This window comes from Rhizobium sp. CECT 9324 (assembly GCF_918741265.1).
In the GTDB taxonomy this organism is placed as follows: Bacteria; Pseudomonadota; Alphaproteobacteria; order Rhizobiales; family Rhizobiaceae; genus Allorhizobium.
This window is the reverse complement of record NZ_CAKKMZ010000003.1, coordinates 1-21,695: the sequence shown is the minus strand read 5'-3', so window position 1 is coordinate 21,695 and position 21,695 is coordinate 1. Positions and strand designations below refer to the sequence as shown.

The window sequence follows — 21,695 nt, the reverse complement described above, 5'->3', positions numbered from 1 at the left end:
TGCTTTGGCGCATCGCTTTGCGACCCCGCTCTATGCCTTCGGCACGGAGCCAGCAGGCACTGTCTCCGCCCATTCGGGTGACGATCGGTTGCGCTGCGGCTTTGCCTTCCATCACATGCATCTTGGGCATAAATTGGTTCGGAACATTTACAGCCTCGCGCGATCGACCCATATTGCCGGCTGATCAGGTCAGGTCATGGCAGATCTCTAGCCCTTATCTGTCATGCCTGCGGAGGCCGTCCCGCCTGATCGGGGCGGCCTCTCCACTCTCCCAAAGCTCTTCACAGTCATCAGCATCAGGATGATTTGTCCGGTTTACGTCACGATGAAGCAGTGACGCCGGAGGCGTCCTGTCTGTCTTCTCGATGAGGGAAAGAGGAGCGCCGCCCCCTCTCCCTCACAAGGGGAAAAAACGGTCTCCCCGTCCTTCCTTCGCGCAGCCTTAAGGCCGCGCTTTCGTGCAGGATCGCCGCTGACGCGCCGCCCCTTCGGCTTTGCCTCGGGCGGGCGAACCCCCTCCGTTTTTATCCCCTTGCCACCCTCTCCCCCGCTGCTCCGCGCGAACTCGGGAACAGGAGCGGGGCTCCTGCCCACGAGGGGCACGAGAAGACCGCTTCGCGGAGTTGGAGAAAGGGTGAGAACTATGACCACAACCGCAACCGTTTACCTGCTGGACCCGGAAGTCGGGACCATTCAAGCCGCCGAGGTCGCAGCACCTAGCGCGTTCTCTCAGACCTACGGGCTGATTGGATGCCAGCTTGTCGAGGTGGTGCCATTCGACACGAACCACGTTCTGATCGTCGATGAGGAGGGTTTGCGGGACGGCTTGACCGCCTTCACCGTCTTTGACGGCTACCCGCAGCCGTTGACCGGAAAAATTGTTCTTGCCAGTCTGGACGGCTCGCATGTCCTGCCGCCGCAGATCAGCATTGAAGAAGCAGCGGCCCGCCTGAACGTCTGCAAGCCGGTTCTTGATCCGGTCTTTGCCAAGGCAGACGAGCATTCCCCCAATGGGGTCATTCTGGGCGGCGCTTTGATCGGGTTCCAGACCCGCATCACCCGCACTCACCCAACCGTCATGGCGGGGGTAGTCCGATGATCATCGCTGTTGTCGAGGACCGCACCCTGTCCATTCTCGCCGGAACCTATGCCGCGACCATCGCGGCGAAGGACATCGAACATAGCTTCCATGCTCTCACGCATTTTCCGGAGCGGCGCACCCTGTCCGAACTGGAGGGGCTGGCAGAGCGCCTGAACGGTTTTGCCGCCTTCATGGTGGAACTGTGGGAGCAAGCAAAACTGCCCCTGCCGGACGCTGAACTAGAGGCGTTTGCCCGTCGTCATGTCGAGATCACCGCCAAGTATTGGGCAGCGGAAGGCCGTTGCATGAACTGGTTTATCACCGGACCTGCCCGCTTTCCCGTCGCCCGCAATGAAAAGCGGATGCGAGTTTCAGACGCCCGCCGTGCTGACGTCTCGGCCCATATCGCGACTGCGAAAAAGGCAGTGAAGCGCAAGGCGTTTCCCAATGGGGCCGATGACGAGCCGATCCGAGCCAGTGATCCGACCGCCATGCAGCGCATTACCTCGCGGATTGAAGACCTGGCCCTGTCCATTGACCGGATGAAACGGGCGAATGTCATCATTCGCCGGATGGAGAAGGATCAGGCGAGCGAAGCCGACATTCTCGCCCGCGTGGTAGCAGAAACCGGAATGGACGAGGAGAGGGCATCGCGTGGCGTTACCCTTGCCCCTTGGCAGAACCGACGGGGCTTTTCCACCACCAACACCCGCGCCGAGCTGCGCCGTATGCAATCCCGCCTCGCTTCGCTTGCTGCGATGAAGAAGCGCGGCGACCGCGCGGAGGACGTCGAGACGGAGGCAGGAGCCGTCATGGTCAAGGAAAACACTGACATGGCCCGCATTCAGTTGCTCTTTCCCGGCAAGCCGGACGAGCAGACGCGACGCACCCTGAAATCTCACGGGTTCCGCTGGTCTCCGTCGCAAGGGGCGTGGCAGCGCAACTTGAACGAGGCTGGGCGCTATGCGGCCAAGTGTGTCTTGAAATCGATCAGCGGCGACAGCGCCGCTTGATCAGCCCGGGAAAAGAGGATCCCCACATGAGTGAGCAGATTTTTACAGCCATGGAGTTTTCCGGCCGAGGCGACGCCATGTTCGGCGGCAGTGCCGCCGACTGGATCTATACACCCAAGAAGACGGCTCAAACGCTTTCATGAGTGCCGCCGACGCGCAGCGCCGCCAGCTGGTGAAAGCCTATTTCTCGAACCAGAAGGAGGCGAGTGAGGTCGGAGAGGCAGCCATCCATCGCAAGGGTTTTGGCTATGAGATCGAGGGGCTCTCACAGAATGCTATCATCGCCATGACGAAGGAGGCGGGCACGCCAACGCCGCCTAGCCTTGGCGAGCGATGGGGCCTATTGCGCTGACAATGGTCTGACGGTTTGTTGCGGGGTTGGTTCGGAAGAGCCGGCCCCCTCACCGTTTTGGCCGTTGCGAACCTGGCCGCATCGAGCGAGCTGCGGTTCGCCCGAAGGGAGCTCATGCCCCTCCCCTCGGCTCCCCTCCCGCCCGATTGCTGCCGCAAAAGAGGGGCCGGGATCGGAACATCAGGGGCGTCTGCGAGCGCCAGAGTTCTCAGAAATCGACTTCAGCTCTTGGATAGACAAAGCGCTCCTGGTCGCGATCAGATAGCCGGCCAGATAGGTAAGCTTCAGATATGCTTCTCCGTCGCCTTTTGGCTCATAATTGATGATTGCCTGGCGGCTCGCCTTCGCCTTTTTCCCCCCTTGAACTGCCGCTGAATGCTGATCGATCAGCTCACGAAGCGAGGGTTCTTCTCCTGTCGCACTGGCTGCGATCTCCGTGCCCACTTTCCTAGACGTGGACAATGCCGGAGCCGTTTTGGTGCATCGAGCGGCAATCGCTTCACGGGACGAACGCGAACTGGATGACGACAGTAGCATGGCGGATGCCTCAACGATCTAGTTGCATTGGGGATCGTCTCAGACCATCAAATCGTCCACAACGCACGATAGGATACGAAACAAGACGAAATCTTGGGCTGTAAGTCATTGGAAAAAAACGGTAAGATTTTTGTTCCACCGCCGGCGGATGGAAGCGATTTCAAGGAACTGTTCAAGAAAATGGCTGCTGCGGGTGCCGGACGCCTGTTAGGTGAAGACGGTTTTCCCCAAGGCCCGTGGACGCCGGAGCTGCTGGCGGATGCGATCTCAAAGATCGACGCCAACCGTGTCGGCGTGGATCTTCGCACCGTCCAGCTTTGGTTTCAGGAGAATGATAAAGGCATCAGCCCGGCCAACATTCGCTGGCTGGCACGCATCTTCGGTTGCGACGATCGCGAGGCGACGAATGATTGGCTGAATGAGCTCAGCTCGGCCCAAGCGCGCCTGACCGCCAGGCGGCGGGATCAAAAGAAGACCGGTAGCTCGACTGCGACTGTCCTGCGTGTGCCGGACACGTCAGCGCCAGAAAAAACCCAGGTTCCGCTAACGCCCGTCGTCTCGGTGGACCTTCGAACCATGCCAGCGAAGCGGCCAAGGGGTTTGGCAATCAAGACCGAGGCGATTTTCTCGCACGGATCACATCTGAACTTGCCGGCCTGGATCTTCGCCGGTTCGTCCGCCCTCGGATTCCTCTCTTACATTTTGGGGATCCACAGCATCACCTATGTGCGCGCGGATGGTATCGAGCAGCAGGTTGGCTTCCTTTGGGCACCGAACTGGACCTTCCTGTTCATGGTGCTGTTGCCACTGTTTTTCGCCGTCGTCATCGAGCTTCTGGGTTTCTGGAAGCATGATGGCCGGCTCAGGCTACTGGCGGAGGCTGATCGTGTAAGAAGCGGCGACGCCTGGACGCTTCATTTGCAGGCCAACTCACAGACCTATTGGGCAGTTTTCCTGATCTGCATATTATTCGCGGGCGTGGTGCAATGGATCGGCGTGCAGCTTATCCCTCTGCTTGAGCAAGCGCAGGATTTTGCCCCAAGCTGGGGGACGATCGGTATCATCAGGCCGGATATCCTATCGACGCCGGCGGCAATCGTATTTACCGCCCTTGCCTATCTCTACATGTCCACAAGCTTCTACCTGCTGTTCGCTGGCCTGATCCTGCTGCATACGATCATTCATGATCTATGGAAGCTTAAACGCGGAACTGAACTCCTTGGCGAGCAGAGAGCCTGGCCGGACACTAGTGAAATAGGTCTTCGGATCATGCGCGGGGTCTTCAGATGTTCCGTGCTCGTCGTCCTTGCCGCCATCTGCATGAAGGTACAAAGTGCCTATCTTGCATCACAGGGCCCGGATTTCGTGACATGGCTGGTCCGCGATGTCTGGGCTGCGCTGGCAGATTACGACGATGGTGATAGGACCTTCGATTACATCATGCCCACACACTACAGCAGCTTGCTCGTCGTGCTTTCGACCTGCAGCGTCTTTGTGTATGGAGTAATCCGCTTGGGGGATGATCGGCGGCTTCGTTCCCCCCTGTGGAAGATGTCTGCGGTGATCGGTTTGCTTTTCGTCTCATACATGTTGATCGACGCGTTCGATGGTTTCTCTGTTTTGCTGATCGTTACCGCGCTCATTTCGACCTATGGTCTATTCGATCCGGCGTTTGAGTCTGCTTGGCGTGCCCGTGAGATAAGAGGCGACAGCCATGTTTCATAATTGGCTGGATCGTTGGGACGAGGGCCGAGCCCAACGCGGCGAAGAGGCCAAGAAGACCACGGACCTCATTCTGGACGCCGACCGTGTATTTCCCGGCGTGGAGGCGGCTGAAACGCTAGAGGGGTTTTGCGTTCTCGCGGAAAAGTCCGCCGTTGATCCGAGCTTTTTTGAGCCGCCTGATGCGAGCGATCATAGCTTCGAGCTGCGGGATGGCTGGCTGACATTCCCTTCAGACGTTGCAACCGATGTTGCTGAAAACAACATCGTGTGGGCCAAGATCACCGCGAGCGGAAAACGCGATCGGGCATTGGTGATCTTCCATCACTGGAACGCCACAAGACGGAACCGCCAAATCGCTGGTTTTCTTTCGAGCAGAGGGATTACGGTCATCGAGATAGCGATGCCCTATCACTTCGAGCGGAGCCGGCCCGGCTCGCTCTACGCCGACTACATGATCAGCGCCAATCTCGGCCGAACAGTCCAGGCTCTCAGGCAGGCGGTATGGGATGGGCGGAAGCTTATCCGCTGGCTGAAGTGTGAGGGCTATCAGGATGTTTCCGTTCTCGGCATGAGCCTTGGATCGTGGGTTGCCGGACTGGTAGCGGCGCATGAGCCCGCTGTTGTGCGGGCGTCTCTCTTCCTCACGGCAGGAAGCCTTGCTGAAATGGTATGGACCGGGCGCGCAACCCGATCGATCCGGAAGAGCCTGGAGCCGCATCTTACGCTTGCCCAGCTGCAAAGAGCTTGGGCACCACTTAATCTCGAAAACCATGCAGACAGGCTGGCGCGGCCAGGCCTCGAGCTTCATGTCATACTGGCATCGAGGGACACGGTTGTTTTGCCGGACCTGTCAAAGCGCTTGCTACAACGGCTGGAAAGTGTCGGTGTCAGATTGAGCGTGCTGCGGCTGAATTGCGGGCACTACTCTCTTGGGCGGCCACCCTACATCTTGAGAGCCGGATGGAGCCTGATGCGGTTTCTGTTGCGCAAGCGCGAGGCCGCCCAGGCTTAGGAGCGCTTGAGCGCCGCATCGAGCGGCACCCAACCGCAATGAGGGAACCCCCTTCGGCCCCTCCCCTCAAACTCCCCTTCCCCCTCACGACGGGCGCGCCCCGCAAGCGGGACGGCTCACTGAGGCCTGTGGTCGTAGCGTCGACGCGAGCTCAACCACCGCTGCAGCATCACGGCGATGGAGATCCGACCTGGCGGCCGGATAACGATTTGCCGGTTGAAGGCAAAGGCGCCGGCCGGGGCTACGAAGGCCGCGTTTTCAGGCCGCTCCTTAGTGGCCGTACGTAAACTAATGCTGCGCACGATACGTCAGGCCCCGCCTTGGCGTGCAACCCTAAAGGGTTCTCCTCTCCGCTTCGCTCCGTTGCGATCGCTGTGCGATGCACTCGGCGGTTCCAGCCGTATTCGAGCTTCGCGATTACGCACAACCACTAAGGAGGAACCTCTGATGAAAACGCTCGTAACCTTCTGCCAGAAAACCGGGCGTCGCCTTCGCCAGTTCATCAACAGGCAAATCGCGAAGTTGTCCCACAAGGGTCAACTTCGGTTCTCCATCGCCGTGATGCTTCCGCTCATTGCCAAGGTAGAATTCAGCTATCAATTCGAGCTCAATGGTAAGGCCGGAAACGACAACAAGCCTCAGTGAGGTACGGCTGCATCCTGCCATGCAGGGTGCAGCCTCTCCGTCGTGATCCCGAACCCGCTTAGGAAGCCTCTGGACCTCAGTCAGCTTGCTCCATAGGGTTTAGATGCACGGAAACGACGTAGGACAGGCACTGGTGGCTCAGGCAACCGCCCAGGAGCTGTTGAAGCTCATTCACAGGATCGCAGATCCTTGCGAGGATATAATCGCCAAGGCTGGCGCTCTCGCCGGCGATCCGTCCCAACCGCCAGAGATTCAGCAAGCCTCTGCTGACCTGGCTGCGACTGTTGAGCAGCTGTTTCAGATTGCCCACTACATCATGGATGCAACGCCCAGGCTGTAGAGGCAAGGAACGGTTTTGGCGGGGGAAGTCGGTCCCGGCTTCCGCTTCGCGGCGCTATGCTAAGCCTCCTGCGGCTTCCGTATTTCCGTCAAAACCGTGTCGAAAATTCCCGCTTTCCCGCCCCTGAAGGAGGGGCGGCGCTATGCTGAAAGCTCCGATGTTCTTCATTGTGTGCCTCGGATCTCGGACTGGCGCCGATCGATCCGAGCCGAGCGGCCAGCCGTCGCTATCGACACGTTGAATCTAGTTGAAATGGAGAGCTGCCCGAGGAGCGGAGCGCCCATCACTCGGAGCGCAGCGGGCAGATCCATCGTGTTATAACCTGGATCAGAAGACGGAGAACCGACGTCGCCGGTTCGCATCCGTAAGGAACGGCCGGGATCGGCCGCCCATCTACCCTGCCCTGTACCGCTCTTACGATAGGTCGCCGATCGCGCCAATGGGCAAGCGCGCAAGCGCTGTCGCTCGTCAGGAAAAACGGCTTTCGCCGTCAGGCCGGCAAACCTTCCTTTTTTCCTTCCTCCCGCCCCATGACCCGATCGGCGTCCTAACGGGAGCGGGCTCATGCCCTCTCCCTTCGTTCCGCCGGATGTGGGGGCACATCCTTCGAGAACGAAGGCAGAGGCTTCGCCCACTAGCGGGGCTTGCTCCCAAGGGAAACGGGAAAAACTGGAGCAAGGAACCATGAGCGACATCATCTCGATAGCACTGAACAAGCTGGACGCAGACCCGAAGAACGTCCGCAAGACTTACACCAAGGAGAGCATCGAGAGCCTGTCGGCGTCGATCCTCGCCAATGGCGTCATTCAAAACCTTGTGGTGCGCAAGGCATCCAAGGGGAGATACCTTGTGACGGCTGGCGGTCGCCGCCTAGCTGCTCTCAATCTTCTGGCCGAACGGGGCGAGATCACGGCTGACTACGCTGTGAATGTCATTGTCCGGGAGGCGGGTGAGGCAACGGAATTGAGCCTGACCGAGAACGTCATGCGGGAGGCCATGCACCCTGCCGACCAGTTCGAGGCCTTCAAAGCGTTGTTCGATGAGGGCAAGTCCATCAAGGACATCGCCGCCCGTTTTGGGACAACCGAAATCATCGTCAACCGCCGCCTCGCGCTGGCGAAGGTTTCCCCGGTCCTGTTCGCCGCGTTCCGCGCCGAGGACATGACCTTTGAGCAGCTTGCCGCCTTCACCATCACCGACGATCACGCTCGACAGGAAGAGGTTTGGAATGCCCTCCCCTCATGGGATCGTAGCGCCCACACGATCAGGCGCCGTCTAGCAGCAGATGAAGTCCCCGCAAGCGACAAACGGTTGGCGCTGATCGGAGGTCTAGAAGCCTATGAGGCGGCCGGCGGTCTTGTGCGCCGCGATCTGTTCGCCGAGCAGGGAGGCGGGTTTGCGTGCGATAGCGGCTTGCTGGAAAAGCTGGTTGCCGAGAAGTTGGAGGCCGAGGCAGAAACCGTGAAGGCCGAAGGCTGGAAATGGGTGGAGTGGTGCCCTCAGCAGCCGGATAACATCTACCAGATGGCCCGGGTTTACCCGCAGCGCATAGACCTCAACGACGATGATCAAGCCAAGATTGACGCACTGACCGAGCGTTATGACGAACTGGCGGAGCAGATCGATGCGGATCAGGAGGATGAAGGTGCAGAGGCCGCCTTGTCCGCCGTCGAGCAGGAAATCGCCGTCCTGCAGAAGCGCGAAGAAGCCTATCGCAGCGAAGACCTCGCAATGGCAGGGGCAATCGTCACAATCGACCATTGGGGCAAGTTGTCGGTGCTGAGAGGTCTTGTCCGCGACGAGGACAAGAAGAAGGCCGAGGCCACGGAAGGGAAGCAAGGCGGGGCGAACGAGGAAGCTGACGGCGCTTCGAAATCTACGGGGCTGACCCATTCAGCGGCTTTGATTGAAGACCTGACCGCTCAGAAGACGGTGGCGCTTCGTGTCGAGCTGGCGAACAATCCCGATGTTGCGCTTGTGGCGGTCGTCCACGCGATGTTGCTCAAAGTGCAGTATCGCACGGCATGGGGCATTCCCGGCCACCAGAGCGCGCTTGAAATCTCTGTCACTCGTGAAGTGCTGGACGGTTCGATGAAGCGTCCCGCCGAAAACAAGGCCCTTGAGGCGTGGGGAAGCCTTGAGGAAAACTATGGGCACCGGCTTCCCGGCGATCCTGCTGACCTTTGGGAATGGCTGATGGATCAATCGCAAAGCGAATTGTTGCAGCTTCTGGCCTATGCCGCCGCCCATTCCGTCAATGCGGTCGAGAAGAAGTTCAGCAGTCGCAGCCAAGCGCTGGCACATGCCGACCAGATGGGCCGCGCATTGAACGTGGACATGCGTGACTGGTTTGAGACTACGGCGGAAAGCTATTTCAGCCATGTCAACAGACCGACCATTCAAGCCGTTGTTGCCGAGGTGCGTGGCGCGGATTTCGCCGCCGGTGTCTGCAACATGAAGAAGGGCGAGGCTGCGGAGTATGCCGCCAAGTCCATCAAGGACAGCGGTTGGCTTCCGCCTCACGTTCGGATCGGGTCAGACCCCAACGCAGAGGGTGAGGCTGAAACCTCTGAGGAAAAGAACGAACACTCGTTCCCGATGGCAGCGGAATAATCCCGCCGCTGCTTGTCCCCGGTCACGTCCTCCAGCGTGACCGGCTCCCCTATTCCAGAGGATAAGCCATGCTCGATTCCGAACCTGATCCGACCCTTGCCGCCGAAAGCTGCTGTCAGCTAATCAACGCCTACCTGAGCGAGCCGGAGCATGTTGATTGGGATGATGTGCAAAAAGCACTCGATGCAGCGCTAAAGGCCTTCGATCTACCGCCCACCTATCTTGAGGATGCTGCTCAGCGCGGCTGAGCCTGCTTCAAGATCGCACTTTAGCGCTCGCCTTGGCATCGAGCCAATGCGGGCGCTTTCGCAGGTGCCTGGGAGGCAGAAACGTATCCGGGGGTGGCAGATCAGGCCGCTTGTTGAGAGGAGGCCCTCGCCCCCTCCTCTCAAACTCTCCTCCCCACCCTGTTGAATTTCCCCAACAATAAAGGGGGATAATTCATACTCTGAAAACGTTCCAGTTTTAGGCGCGAAGAGAGGGAAGGCGCGGATAAGTGCGCTAAAAAATTGAAATTTAAGCGCTATTTCAGATGTCAGCTGAATCGGCAAAGCAACGCGGAAATGTGACAACTTGCATCAATTCGGTATCTCAGGTTACTAATCGCAATCGGGCGGAACCTAAACCGATTCCGACTCGCGCATTTTAACAGTTTTTTGGAGATCGCACCCGGCCCAGAAAAGAAAAACCGCTCCCGAAAGATCCGGAAGCGGTCTGCAGTTCGAAAATATAAGCAAGATCGTTCTCGCAGACCTCCCCTCCTATGTCAATAATCAAAACACCTTTTCGGTGAACGGCGGAGCTTTGTCTGGCCTCTGACAGGAGACGGACGATGGGGGAACCCACACAACAAAAGCGGCCGACAGGTCGCAGAATGACGAAGGAGCGAGCCGACTTCCGGCGACTGGCGCAGTCAACGGAAGTCGGAACGGTGACGCGTGGGCAGCTGGCGGTGCTTGCCAAGAACCTGATGACAATCGGGATGATCACGACTGCAGAATACGCGTTGCTGGAAGCCATCATAACGACCGCCAAGGCTGACGCCTTCGATAAAGGAGGGCGCCCGATCGTCTACAAGTCGAACAGGCAGCTTGGCTATGACATCAACAAGTCACCGGGACGCATAAGCCGTATTCTCTCGCGCTTGTACGACCTCGGCCTCGTCACCATGCAGGACAGCGCGAATTTCAAGCGCTACCCGATCCGGGACGGCGAAGGAGATATTGCCGACGCCTGCGGCATTGATCTGCGCGTCCTGATCGCTCGGTACCATGAACTTGATCAGCTGGTGCGCCAGAAGCGGGAAGAGATTCGAGTTCGCGACAACGCAGCGCGTCGCTTCCGGGACGCTCTGCGTGCCGCGAGGTATGCTCTCGTGTCCTCAACCGGACGAAGCGAAGTCATTCTCGGGCGGATCGGGTCCCGTGTTGAGAAGATCGCGGCCTTCATCGGATCAGTCAGGCACGCGCCGGCTCACGCCCTTCGGAAGGCCACAATGCTTTTGGAGTGGCTTGCCGACCGACTGCGCAACGTGAATCGGACCCCGCAAGCTTCCGACATAGATGCAAATATAACATGCACGGATGTCGAAAACGACATGCACATACAGATTACAAGCCCGAAACCTTTTGAAGCTCGTAATGATGAACGGCGTTCGGCTACCGCCGAACAATTCAGTTCGCTAGGGGCTGGCTCCGCCAGCAAGAGGGCTTTTGAAGAAAGCCTGGGGAGCCGTTCGCGCCAAAGCAATAGGCAACTGCAAGTGCGGCCTTCACTTGTGGCGCTGAAGGATGTGTGGCGGGCTACGCCAAGCCTTGCCGAATATGGCTACCAGCCCCCGCGTAGTTGGGCGGACCTGGACCGGATCGCTCCCAAACTTTGCCGCATCGCTGGAGTGTCCGAGGATGCGCGCCAGCGGGCCGTGGAGCGAATGGGGCAGCAGGCGGCAGCTGTTGCGATCGCTCTGACGTTTGAGAAATACACGCGGGCCGAGATCAGCTCGCCGGGCGGGTATTTGCGGGCCATGACCGACCGCGCCGCGAGCGGAGACCTTCATCTGAACCGCTCCGTATTTGGGCTGGCAGCCCGCAACTCAATGGAGGCACACTCGTGATAGAAACTCGCTTGGTTGGAGCCGCGCTGGCCGTGCTTCTGTTCACCGCGTCTTCTGCAGCGGCCGACTATTCAGGCCGAGCGCGAGTGATCGACGGTGACACCTTCAGCGTTCGCCAACAGAGGATCCGTATCGCGGCCATTGACGCCTGTGAGCGGGATCAGACCGGCACCAAAAACGGTGTGATATGGAATTGCGGGATTGAGGCACGTCGCTTCCTCGCCCGCATGATCGATGGCAAGCATGTCCGCTGCATTGAAGTCGATCGAGACCAGTACAAACGCCTTGTCGGCCAGTGCTTCATCGACAACTCGGATATTGGCCTTGAAATGGTGAAGGCGGGCCAAGCCAGCCTCCTGTTGCGGTATCTGCCAAGATCCCACCCGATCGATCTGGACCAGTATCGCCGCGCCGAGGCAAGTGCCCGACAGCGAGGCCAGGGCTTGTGGGGCGCTCAGGTTGAATCACCCTCCTCCTATCGCCGCAGCCATTCCGGCAACTGAACGACTGGCGGCGCTCATATGGGCAACAGATGGCGAGATCTCATGTTTTGGTGGAACTCTTGGTTACCCCAGCCTCTTGTTTCAGGCTGCTGGTTCGGCTGCATTCAGCACAATCCCGCCCTTGACCTGTGCCGATGTCCCATTTGTCGAGGTGACGTATTGCTGCAAGCGCTCAGGCCCCACACCTCCAAAGTGGTTGCTCTTGATGCCCGTTCGCACGGCGACGCGGTTGGCGCAAAGCCGTTCGTCTCCAAGTTTTCCCCGCCTTCGGCTTCCTCGCGAAACAAAATTTGTCCCCGTCCAGCCTCCTTCGCTGCGCTCCGGCCTACAGTGCGCACCGCTTTTCGCCGTGCCTTATGAACGATCATCGCAACCACCATAGAGGAGTGATTAACATGAGCATGACCAACTTCATCCAGTTCGACAAAAACGACATCGACAATGCCAAAGGAACCGGCCTCATCTCCACCATCGACCGGGACCTGGACATCAAGGTTACACCTTTCGACTCCACCAACGAAAAGGCTCCGACGCATCGCGTCTATGCCAAGTCACCTCGCGGCCACGACATCGAAGTTGGCGGCATCTGGAAGAAGACCAGCGGAGAAGGGAAGCCGTACTACACCCTCTCCATCAAGCGCCTCGGCTTCAACGCCAACTTGGGCCGCTACCCCGGCCAAGATGACCTGGCGCTGCAGGCTATTATCGAATGGGAACCCCGCGATTGATCGCTCTGGGAGGCCCGATCTCTGATCGGGCTCCCACGATAAAAGAGCCGATTACCCCGCATTCGCTGGATATTCGGCTCTTTTTGTGCTAAGTTGAACAGTAACTGGAGGCTCTGCCAATGAACGTTCATGCCCCTCGCCCCGATCGCTCTCCGGAAGCTGTTGCAGCACGGAAGAAGGCTTCAGATCAGGCACGCGCTGCGAATATGCGGCAGGGTTACACCGGTGACCCGGTATTGGAAGAAGCGAAGGCCCGCTACGTCGCTGGGGACATCACTTCCGAGGAAATGCGCCAAGAGATGCTGGCCCGATTCAAGCGGCCTTGATCATCACCTAGACATTTATAGCGGCCGCCTGTGAACTCAGGCGGCCTTTTTGCATGAGGTTTCGCTTGGCCCGCGATGATGAAGCCAAAGGCTCCTACACCTATCCCAACACGTCAGAGGATGAGGATTACAAGGATGTTCTGAAGAACAAGCTCAATATCAGGAGCTATTCAGAATTGCGCGAAGCCGAGTACGCGATTACGGACTCAAGGATCACGGAGCTGGCCGAGGGAAAAGGCCCTACCGGTAATCACGACGCAGCGCATCTGAAGGCTCTGCACGGCTACATCTTTCAAGATATCTATGAATGGGCAGGACACACGCGCAATGAAAGTCCTGTCGTCGATGGGCATCGGGTAGAGCCGGTAGGCGGGCTTTCGAAGGGCGATACGACTTTCCTCCCCGGCTCGCGCATCGAAATGGGTCTCAACGAGGCGCTGAGGCCTGCTAGAGACGTTCAGGGCTTGCGAGCCGCCACACCTGAGCAGTTCGCCGAGAAGGCCGCTCACGTCCTATCTGAGTTGAACTATGTTCATGCCTTTCGCGAAGGCAATGGAAGAGCAAACGAAGCTCTGGTGGTCTCATTGGGCCGCACCTATGGGCATGACATCGATCTGACCGTCATCACCAAACCTCGCATGGTCGAGGCATCCATTGAGACCACGAATGATCCGTCCAGTCCTGCGATGAAGCACCTCATCCAGGATGCAATGGATCCTAACCGCCGCGAGGCGATCCGCAGTGCCATGTCCGATCTTGAGCAGGCTGGCGAGAAACCGTTCGAGCTCAATATCCGCACGGCCCGCCCGGGCGAAGTGATCGAAGGGCAGGTTCTCGGCCATGACAATCGAGTAGCGAGCCTCGTGACCGAAAAGGGGATTGTGGTCGTAGACCGTGCTGATCTCCCCGAGCGGATGCCTCCTGACGACGAGGAAGTTAAGTTCACCGCTCGATCTGATTTCAAGACTCTGGGTCGGCCGGAACAGGTCCAAGATGCCCATTCGCAGCCAGGTCAGCAAAAGGCCCAAGAGCCTCAGTCGCAGCACATCAATGCCGAGCTTAAGGCTATCGAAGCGCAGCAGCTTGCCGATCGCCAGCGAAACCGCGACCAAGACGACCGAGAGCGCTGATCTGCGGCCCTGTCGCTGCAGTGAGGGCCCGTATCGTCGGCCGGGGTGCCTACGCTCAGCGCCCTCTCCTGTCCGTTGGATGGTTTGACGGACAAACTACGATAGCCCCTCACCCATTCAACCGCTTGCGCGGTCCTACACTCCGTTGCGGCCCTACGGGTGCATGGGCTCGTTTCGCTATCTTCGGATCTTTGCCGTCAACCAAAGAACAGGAGACGGCAATGCAGAGCGTAAAGGACACCTACCAGCGGATCACCGACACCATCATCCAGCAGCTCGAGGCCGGCACCAAGCCTTGGATCCGGCCATGGCGCGGAAATGTTCGCAGGTCGGCTACGCCGCTGCGTGCCTCCGGCGAAGCCTATCGCGGCATCAACGTGGTCATGCTTTGGCTCTCCGGGCAACTCGCCGGCTACGACGAAAACACATGGATGACTTACCGGCAGGCTCAGGAGCTTGGCGCTCAGGTCCGCAAGGGCGAACAAGGAACCCTCGTCGTCAAGTACGGCACCTTCACGCCGAAGGATCAGGAGGCGGACGATCGCGCAGTCCCCTATCTCAAGGGCTACGCTGTCTTCAACGTCGAGCAGATCGATAACCTGCCTGACCGCTTCAAGAGCCCGGCCGATGATGTGCCAATGGATGCCGTTCCAGTCCTCGAAAACGTCGAATCCTTCATAGATCGCACTGGCGCGAAGATCACCTACGGCGGCAAGCAGGCTTGTTATCGCCCTGGTCTCGATGACATTCTGATTCCGGATCGGGGGCGGTTCCTCAGCGAGATTCACCTTTACAGCACTGTTCTTCATGAAATTTCTCATTGGAGTGGTGCAAAGGCACGTTTGGGCCGTGACCTGAGTGGGCGGTTCGGCAGTGAGGCCTACGCCATGGAGGAGCTTGTTGCCGAGATCTCAGCCGCGTTCGTCTGCGCCGATCTTGGTATCGAGCATGATCCGCGAGACAACACCGCGACTTACGTTGAAAACTGGCTCAAGGTGCTCAAGCAGGATTCACGTGCAGTAATCACTGCCGCCGCAAAGGCTCAGGCAGTCGCTGACTATCTGCGACAGTTCAGCTCTTCTACAGGGTAGGGCCCCTGGCATAACTGTCGGGCCTCATGCGCATCGACCCAAAACTTTACAATTGTAAACTCGGGCATCCTTGATGCGTATCGACCAAAAACTTTACAACTGTAAAGTCGGGCACCTCGATGCGTTAACTTCTTGTTAACGAAAAACGCCTTGAAGAATCGGAGTCAGTCTGGCATCTCTGACGGAAATGATCTCGTAAAGTGGTCAGAACCGTCAAGAGGATTGAATGTTGCAGCCAGCTTCTCAGAGCGTCAGAGACACTGCGTCGAAGATCGGGGTCTACACCTCGAAACTCTCTGCGGAGCTGAACGATATGCGTGAGGCTGTCTATCCACCCTCTGCGCAGAAAACATTTGGCCGGACATTCTCAACCCTGGACCTGGTGCGGTTACTCAAGGTTCCGGAAAGTACTCTTCGCCAGTTGACGCTGGAAGGGAAGGGGCCTTTGCCCGAGCGTGCAGAAAACAATAGGCGAACCTACACGATAGAACAGGTCAAGGAACTGAGGGCATTCTTGGCCGAACTTCGTCCGGACGAAGCTGGCGAGCTGCTCCCGCATCGTCGCAAAGGGGAAAAGCTTCAGGTAATTGCTACGGCCAATTTTAAAGGTGGTAGTTCCAAGACAACCACTTCTATCCATCTCGCACATTTTCTAGGGCTTCAGGGTTATCGGGTCCTGTGTCTGGATCTTGATCCGCAAGCATCGATGACTGCGCTATTTGGTATTCAGCCCGAGTTCGATCTCGGCGAGAACCAGACAGCCTATGCAGCCATTCGATATGACAATGAGAGGCGGCCGCTCGCTGAAGTGATCCGGCCAACCTATTTCCCGGGTGTCGATCTAGTTCCTGGAAATCTGGAGCTAATGGATTTTGAGTTTGATACCCCATCCTATCTGACCTCGAAAACCAGAGATGACTTGGGTTTGTTTTTCGAGCGGTTAAGCAGCGCCCTGGCCCGTGTCGATGATCGATACGATATCGTGATCATCGACACCCCACCGTCCCTTGGATACTCGACGCTCGCCGCTCTTTACGCAGCCACGTCCTTAATCATTACCGTTCATCCGGCGATGCTCGACGTTGCATCGTGCAATCAGTTCCTGATCATGATCTCCGATCTATCGGAAGTTCTGGGGCAGTTTGGAGCTAAATTTGAGCATGACTTTTTCCGTTTCCTGCTCACTCGCGTGAACCCGAATGACGGGCCCCAGAAGTACATGTCTGGAGTCATGCGCCGGTTGTTTGGTGATGATGTACTCGTTGCGGAGGCGCTCGAATCGACGGCAATCGCCGGTGCAGCGGTAGCGAAGAAGACCCTATACGAGCTTGAGTCGGGCGAGGTCGGTCGTGAAGCGTTGAAGCGTGCAATTGAGAGCGCTGATCGAGTTAACTCCGAAATCCTCGACCTCGTTCACAAAGTTTGGGGGCGTAGCACATGAAGAAAAGCATCCTTCAGCGAATGGCGGCCGCCGAAAACCGGACAGAATCTACTGTGGTGTCGGACGCGTCTGACAAGCACTCGCTGGCGCGGCGGCACTCTTCACCTGTCATTTCCAATGTGGGTCGAGCACTGACACAGCTCACCGAAGATAGTGTCATTTCACTCGATCCTGACCGTATCGACCGCTCCCCCTATAGAGATCGCTTTGGCAACGACGAAGATGCGGCCAAAGAGCTCGAGGCGCTTAAGGTTTCTATCGCAAGCGAAGGCCAAAAAATTCCGGTTCTCGTTCGGCCGCATCCGGCGAAACCGGATCACTATCAGCTTGCCTACGGGTACCGTCGATGGGCGGCGATCAAGGCCATAATGACAGAAGCGGATCGACCGGAGACCATAAAGATTCGAGCGTATGTTCGAGAGCTTTCCGATCGGCAATTGATTGAAGAGCAATCGCTTGAGAATGGTGTTCGGGAAAACCTGACCTGGATCGAGCAGGCAATGTGGGCAGTACAGCTCAAAAGTGCTGGCCTTTCCCATCGCGCCATGTGCCCAATCTTGGGAACTTCAGAAGCGGCAATATCGCATCTGTTTCGAGTGACGGAGGCGGTTCCCGAAGACATCATTCTTGCGATCGGTAGAGCAAAAGGAGTTGGTCGACCGAAATGGACCGCATTTGCCGAGTTGCTGAAAGATCCGAGCAGCGCAGCACGTGTTCGCAAGATAATCAACACGGTCGAGTTTCGAGGCGCTGACAGCTCCAGCCGTATTGCTCAAGCGATACGAGCTGCAAGTGCTGCAGCCGACAAAGTGACTGCGGAACCAACTCAAGAGATTGTTGACTTCGCCGTGGGTGACCGAGTTTTTGGCCGCATGAAGAGTAATTCGGCTGGAACTACGGTCTCAATCCCGAAGCAGGAACGCGCTTTCGCGCGCTGGCTGGCGGACCGAATGCCTGATCTTCTAAACGAATACAACAATCATTCCGATCCAACTCACCAAGAGGTGTGATCGAGACACTCGTTAATTGGTCAAGAGGAGAGACCGCGACAAAAGAAAAAGGCCCCCAAAACGTTTCCGTCATGGAAGCCTCTCTCAATTCCTAGCAAGATCGAGAATCGCATTTCCATGAATCCCAGTCAAGAGTCTTTGGCATCGTTTTGGTGAGCGGATTTCTTTTGCCTGAAGAAAGGTGAAGGAATATGCAGACGGGAAATGTGACGACGCCCTTTGGGCGGCGGCCGGCTGTGCTTGCTCTTGTAAAGAGGCAGCTCCAGACGTCCGAGACGAAACCAAACCGCCCGGTCGAAAAATGGAAAGTGTTTCGCGACGCCTGTGAGGCCCGTGAACGCCTTGGCCTCCAGGACAGGGCGCTGACTGTGCTGGACGCATTGCTGACGTTTTATCCAGAGAGCGAGCTCAACTGCGATAGTGGATTGGTGGTCTTTCCATCCAATGCCCAGCTGTCTGTCAGAGCGCACGGCATTACCGGAACGACCTTGCGGCGGCATTTGGCTGCCTTGGTCGAAGCCGGGCTCATCCAGCGCAAGGATAGTCCGAACGGCAAGCGCTACGCTCACCGTGACAAGGGTGGCGATATCGAGCAGGCCTTTGGATTCGATCTTTCTCCACTTTTGGCTCGCGCTGCGGAACTTGCAGCACTGGCACAGGAAGTCGCTGCTGAGCGCCTGCAGTTCAGACGAACTAAAGAGGCGCTGACTATCTGCCGGCGTGATGTACGCAAGCTAATTTCCGCCGCGATGGAGGAGGGGGCTGACGGCGACTGGGAAGCCATCGAAGACATGTATGTCGGCATTATCAGCCGACTTCCCCGCAATCCTGACCGTCGCCAGGTGGAGGCAATCCTCGACGAGATGCAGCTTTTGCGCACCGAAATCCTCAACCTTCTGGAAAATCAGTTAGATTCTCAAAATATGGACGGCAATGCTGTTCAAAATGGCTGCCACATACAGAATTCAAAACCCGAATCCATCTATGAACTTGAACCTAGCTCTGGAAAAGAGCAGGGCGGAGCCGTCGAGCTGGAAGTAGCACCCAAAGCGGTTGCTCAGCCGTTGGCAAAGCCGGAACAGATGAAGGCGTTCCCGCTGTCGATGGTCCTGAAAGCCTGCCCGCAGATTTCGGACTACGGGCCCGGCGGCACGATCTCCCATTGGCGCGAGCTGATGGGCGCCGCGGTGGTGGTACGATCAATGCTTGGTGTTAGCCCGTCGGCTTACCAGGAGGCTTGCGAGGTGATGGGGCCGGAGAACGCCGCAGTTGCGATGGCTGCAATCTTGGAGAGGGCAGGGCATATAAACTCGGCAGGTGGATATCTCCGCGATCTCACGCGCCGGGCGAGGGGAGGGGAGTTCGGACTGGGACCGATGCTGATGTCGCTGATGCGTGCAAATGCGAACAGCGATCGGAAAACGGGGTGAGGGACGACGCGTTCCTAAATGGCCATCACTTGACGGCCCTTTTCGTTCTTCAATCGTCTGTCGGGGTATCGACCTTGGATGATTTTCGACCTGGTGGCCGGCCAGGGGGACGGCCTTTCCTGCTGACTCTCGCCGCTTTTCTAGTCAGTCGTTGGCGTTCGGCCTCAGCTTTTGCTTCGGCCTCCGCTTCCGCTTTTTGCCGAGCTTCAAGAACATCCTTAGGCGTCAGTTGGCCAACTATACCGATCAAACTGCGTATGGTGTCATGCGGGAGGTCGTGAATGAGTCTGAAGAGTTCAACACGATCATCGGCCTCTTCAGGATTTTTACCGTAGAGATGAGGTGCTGCGGCATGAATCATCTGCATCGGCAGGAACCCAAGGAGCTCGGAAAGGTGAATCATTCGAGAGACAGTCAGTCGCGAAATGTTCAGTTCGTAGCGGCTGTAGACCACTCGAGCGAGACCAGCCAGGGTCGCGAAATCACTCTGGGTCAGACCAGTTTTCGCGCGTTCGTCGAGTAGGAATGCGGAAAGTTTTGCGTCGATCTCGCCGAAGCTGACTATGCCGTCGAATCCCTCCTTGCGGTACAAGGGTCTCTGGAAATCTGGATCTGTAGTCTCAACCAGTTCCCTTGATTTGATATAGTCGGATAGATTCCGCACAGTCGGTATTCCCTCAGTCCCCAAATCCGCCTGTGGCAGATATCACGCACCATAACGTGCCATTAAGGCACTGTCATCCTGCGCGCCAGTTACAAAGCCCTAACAAAAGTGGGGGGAATGAATGCCAGGATGCTGATCTCCTCGATATAAAATCCGCAACTCAGGGCGCGTTGTCCATCACCTCAAGATCCAGTGGGAGCATTCCTGTTCACGGCTTTCGCAGCGATCAGGTTCCAGCTGCGGGCGCTGGATTGAAAATCGCCTTCGACCGTTCTTTCTTCGGAGATCCAGCTCAGCTTCACGCGCATTTCGCATGCCAATGAAAGCTGGTCGATGCTGATGCACCTTGTGATCAAAATCTCAGACTTCGGCCCAAATGTCTCAAAGTCCCACATCGCAAACCGGAACAGCTCCCGTTTCGCGTGTTCGTTGGTTGGCCAATCAGCTTGTTTGACCGGCTCGGCTGGAGAAGAACCAATAACAGGCATAGTCCTCTTTATGGACTGAATGTCGATCCCTGCCTTCTCCGCTGCTTCAGGGTTGATCAAGAAGCCAAGGGTGGTGCCGACGGCCACCCCGGCCAGAAATCGAAGGTCGAGGATCAATAACCATTATCCTTCAGGAACTGGTCGATTGCGGCCTTGACGATTACCGTCATTTTTAAGTCGTTTTCAGAGGCAGCGCGCTCCAAGCGTTTCTTGGTGTCGTAATCAAGAGGGCAATTGACGAAGTGCTTGCTCTCGCGCGCCTTGTTCTGCTTGAGCTCCTGCAGTCGTATTCTGGACGCCTCACGCTCCAACGACTTGTTCGTCGCTCTCTCCCGGCGAGCCTCCGGTGAGGGCAAAATCAAACTTGATCTTGGGGGCACCTGAACGGCTGGTACCTGAGCGGGAGCTTCTTCGACAGCGACCTCGTCCGGTTGATGGCTGGCGAACGCGTTTTCTGCTTCGTTGACTATAGCCGGCTGCGACATTGGATTGGGTACATCCCCCCGGGACCGTCGCGGTGCAACGGGAAAATCAGATATGCTGGAAGTCCCTTTAGCCATCTTACGACCTCTTCTGCTCGTTCGGCAGGAAACGTTCAATTTCTTGCATCAAGGCCATGACCTCGCTGCGGGCCTTTTTGACTGAGTCGCTTAGGTCCAGCATTTGCAGCGTCCCATATCCAAGTCTGATGTCGCGGTATGGGTTTCGCTCATAAAGCTCAGTGTCCAAGAGGTATGAATCATATCCCTGTTCCTGCAAGTTTGCGATGAAGGGGCGTATCAGGCGGTAGGCTTCCAGTGAACGTCCCGGGAGAGTAATCCGGGTTCTGAAGTTGAGATGTGGAATGTTTCGCCCGGTACGATCGCAGGTGTCAGCCACGTCCATTGCTGCCTGGCCAGCAGCAAGGATCTCGTCTTGGTTTGGCTGGATCGGCGTCATAACGATCTGCGAGCCGGCGATGATCGTGTCCCGTAGCACAGTGTCTTGACCGGGCGAGTCGATCAGCACGACGTCAAACCCGGCGGTTTCGTTCTCCAGAATATGCTGAAGTGATGCGTTGGTTACCGCCGTGCGAAGCTCAATGCCGTCTGGCCTGTTGTCTTTAGCCTCGGAACGCGACCACCACTCATTCAGGTTTTGCCGGCCATCCGCATCGACCAGGAGCACTTGCTTACCATGAAGCGCATATTCTCCAGCGACCAGGATTACGGCGGTTGTCTTGCCCGCTCCACCCTTACCGCTTACCAGCGATATGCAAATTGCCATTGCACGATCCTCTCAAGACTAATGGTTCCCCCGCCCCCTAGCGATCCGACGTGTGTTCGATCGGCACATCAGTATCGTCGTTAAGATCTTCACATCGAAGCAAACCTAACATGCGAACACACGCAGGTTAAGATCAAAACAGGCGTGTGGACACTCGCTTTAGAACATCGATTAAACCACACGAGTT

At 57.4% G+C, this 21,695-nt stretch carries 23 protein-coding genes; 18 read left to right on the top strand and 5 right to left on the bottom strand.

Annotated elements, in window-relative coordinates:
- Positions 1 to 643 precede the first annotated feature (643 nt).
- The 3 genes from LQ231_RS25870 (at position 644) to LQ231_RS25860 (ending at position 2,446) form a co-directional block, all read left to right on the top strand.
- Positions 644 to 1,099, top strand: coding sequence for a DUF3846 domain-containing protein (locus LQ231_RS25870; RefSeq protein ID WP_230175128.1), 456 nt, complete (start codon positions 644 to 646; stop codon positions 1,097 to 1,099).
- Positions 1,096 to 2,094 carry a hypothetical protein gene (locus tag LQ231_RS25865; protein ID WP_230175127.1) on the top strand — a complete coding sequence of 333 codons (999 nt, stop codon included), beginning with the start codon at positions 1,096 to 1,098 and terminating at the stop codon, positions 2,092 to 2,094. The genes LQ231_RS25870 and LQ231_RS25865 overlap by 4 nt, the downstream gene beginning before the upstream one ends.
- Positions 2,095 to 2,233: 139 nt before the next feature.
- Positions 2,234 to 2,446 (top strand): hypothetical protein, encoded by a 213-nt coding sequence (locus LQ231_RS25860; RefSeq protein ID WP_230175126.1) that lies wholly within the window; start codon positions 2,234 to 2,236, stop codon positions 2,444 to 2,446.
- A 180-nt stretch (positions 2,447 to 2,626) separates the two neighbouring features.
- Here the strand turns inward: LQ231_RS25860 and LQ231_RS25855 are convergent, their stop codons facing one another.
- Positions 2,627 to 2,890, bottom strand: coding sequence for a hypothetical protein (locus LQ231_RS25855; RefSeq protein WP_230175124.1), 264 nt, complete (start codon positions 2,888 to 2,890; stop codon positions 2,627 to 2,629).
- 201 nt (positions 2,891 to 3,091) lie between these two features.
- Here LQ231_RS25855 and LQ231_RS25850 point away from each other — a divergent pair, with 201 nt between their 5' ends.
- The 15 genes from LQ231_RS25850 (at position 3,092) to repC (LQ231_RS25780) (ending at position 19,090) form a co-directional block, all read left to right on the top strand.
- Positions 3,092 to 4,708, top strand: a complete 1,617-nt coding sequence (locus LQ231_RS25850) for a hypothetical protein (protein WP_230175122.1) — start codon at positions 3,092 to 3,094, stop codon at positions 4,706 to 4,708.
- Positions 4,698 to 5,720: a dienelactone hydrolase-related enzyme gene (locus LQ231_RS25845; protein WP_230175120.1), complete on the top strand. Its 1,023-nt coding sequence runs from the start codon at positions 4,698 to 4,700 to the stop codon at positions 5,718 to 5,720. The genes LQ231_RS25850 and LQ231_RS25845 overlap by 11 nt, the downstream gene beginning before the upstream one ends.
- A 447-nt stretch (positions 5,721 to 6,167) precedes the next feature.
- Complete coding sequence (locus LQ231_RS25840; protein WP_230175117.1) at positions 6,168 to 6,365, top strand: hypothetical protein; 198 nt, start codon at positions 6,168 to 6,170, stop codon at positions 6,363 to 6,365.
- A gap of 133 nt (positions 6,366 to 6,498) precedes the next feature.
- Positions 6,499 to 6,705: a hypothetical protein gene (locus tag LQ231_RS25835; protein WP_230175115.1), complete on the top strand. Its 207-nt coding sequence runs from the start codon at positions 6,499 to 6,501 to the stop codon at positions 6,703 to 6,705.
- 684 nt (positions 6,706 to 7,389) lie between these two features.
- On the top strand, positions 7,390 to 9,318 hold the full coding sequence (locus LQ231_RS25830) for a ParB/RepB/Spo0J family partition protein (protein ID WP_230175113.1): 1,929 nt from the start codon (positions 7,390 to 7,392) through the stop codon (positions 9,316 to 9,318).
- A gap of 68 nt (positions 9,319 to 9,386) precedes the next feature.
- Positions 9,387 to 9,566, top strand: coding sequence for a hypothetical protein (locus tag LQ231_RS25825; protein ID WP_230175111.1), 180 nt, complete (start codon positions 9,387 to 9,389; stop codon positions 9,564 to 9,566).
- A 584-nt stretch (positions 9,567 to 10,150) separates the two neighbouring features.
- Positions 10,151 to 11,431, top strand: a complete 1,281-nt coding sequence (gene repC / locus LQ231_RS25820; protein ID WP_230175109.1) for a plasmid replication protein RepC — start codon at positions 10,151 to 10,153, stop codon at positions 11,429 to 11,431.
- The gene (locus tag LQ231_RS25815) at positions 11,428 to 11,934 is read left to right on the top strand and encodes a thermonuclease family protein (protein ID WP_356637656.1); all 507 of its coding nucleotides are present in this window, start codon (positions 11,428 to 11,430) and stop codon (positions 11,932 to 11,934) included. The genes repC (LQ231_RS25820) and LQ231_RS25815 overlap by 4 nt, the downstream gene beginning before the upstream one ends.
- A 395-nt stretch (positions 11,935 to 12,329) precedes the next feature.
- The gene (locus LQ231_RS25810) at positions 12,330 to 12,662 is read left to right on the top strand and encodes a DUF736 family protein (protein ID WP_230175107.1); all 333 of its coding nucleotides are present in this window, start codon (positions 12,330 to 12,332) and stop codon (positions 12,660 to 12,662) included.
- A gap of 119 nt (positions 12,663 to 12,781) precedes the next feature.
- Positions 12,782 to 12,988 carry an antitoxin VbhA family protein gene (locus LQ231_RS25805; RefSeq protein ID WP_102022172.1) on the top strand — a complete coding sequence of 69 codons (207 nt, stop codon included), beginning with the start codon at positions 12,782 to 12,784 and terminating at the stop codon, positions 12,986 to 12,988.
- 65 nt (positions 12,989 to 13,053) lie between these two features.
- Complete coding sequence (locus LQ231_RS25800) at positions 13,054 to 14,118, top strand: Fic family protein (protein WP_230175105.1); 1,065 nt, start codon at positions 13,054 to 13,056, stop codon at positions 14,116 to 14,118.
- Between the two features lie 221 nt (positions 14,119 to 14,339).
- Positions 14,340 to 15,209: a zincin-like metallopeptidase domain-containing protein gene (locus LQ231_RS25795; protein ID WP_230175104.1), complete on the top strand. Its 870-nt coding sequence runs from the start codon at positions 14,340 to 14,342 to the stop codon at positions 15,207 to 15,209.
- Between the two features lie 226 nt (positions 15,210 to 15,435).
- On the top strand, positions 15,436 to 16,650 hold the full coding sequence (gene repA, locus LQ231_RS25790; protein WP_102022175.1) for a plasmid partitioning protein RepA: 1,215 nt from the start codon (positions 15,436 to 15,438) through the stop codon (positions 16,648 to 16,650).
- Positions 16,647 to 17,660 carry a plasmid partitioning protein RepB gene (gene repB / locus LQ231_RS25785; RefSeq protein WP_230175103.1) on the top strand — a complete coding sequence of 338 codons (1,014 nt, stop codon included), beginning with the start codon at positions 16,647 to 16,649 and terminating at the stop codon, positions 17,658 to 17,660. Before repA ends, repB begins: the two co-directional genes overlap by 4 nt.
- A 191-nt stretch (positions 17,661 to 17,851) precedes the next feature.
- Positions 17,852 to 19,090: a plasmid replication protein RepC gene (gene repC, locus LQ231_RS25780; RefSeq protein WP_230175102.1), complete on the top strand. Its 1,239-nt coding sequence runs from the start codon at positions 17,852 to 17,854 to the stop codon at positions 19,088 to 19,090.
- Between the two features lie 49 nt (positions 19,091 to 19,139).
- On the opposite strand, the gene LQ231_RS25775 is transcribed toward repC (LQ231_RS25780), so the two are convergent.
- The 4 genes from LQ231_RS25775 to LQ231_RS25760 form a co-directional block, all read right to left on the bottom strand.
- The gene (locus LQ231_RS25775) at positions 19,140 to 19,754 is read right to left on the bottom strand and encodes a helix-turn-helix transcriptional regulator (RefSeq protein ID WP_230175101.1); all 615 of its coding nucleotides are present in this window, start codon (positions 19,752 to 19,754) and stop codon (positions 19,140 to 19,142) included.
- Between the two features lie 182 nt (positions 19,755 to 19,936).
- Positions 19,937 to 20,359, bottom strand: coding sequence for a hypothetical protein (locus tag LQ231_RS25770; RefSeq protein ID WP_230175100.1), 423 nt, complete (start codon positions 20,357 to 20,359; stop codon positions 19,937 to 19,939).
- Complete coding sequence (locus LQ231_RS25765; protein ID WP_230175099.1) at positions 20,356 to 20,727, bottom strand: hypothetical protein; 372 nt, start codon at positions 20,725 to 20,727, stop codon at positions 20,356 to 20,358. Before LQ231_RS25765 ends, LQ231_RS25770 begins: the two co-directional genes overlap by 4 nt.
- Positions 20,728 to 20,803: 76 nt before the next feature.
- Positions 20,804 to 21,508, bottom strand: a complete 705-nt coding sequence (locus LQ231_RS25760; RefSeq protein WP_230175098.1) for a ParA family protein — start codon at positions 21,506 to 21,508, stop codon at positions 20,804 to 20,806.
- Positions 21,509 to 21,695: the final 187 nt, after the last annotated feature.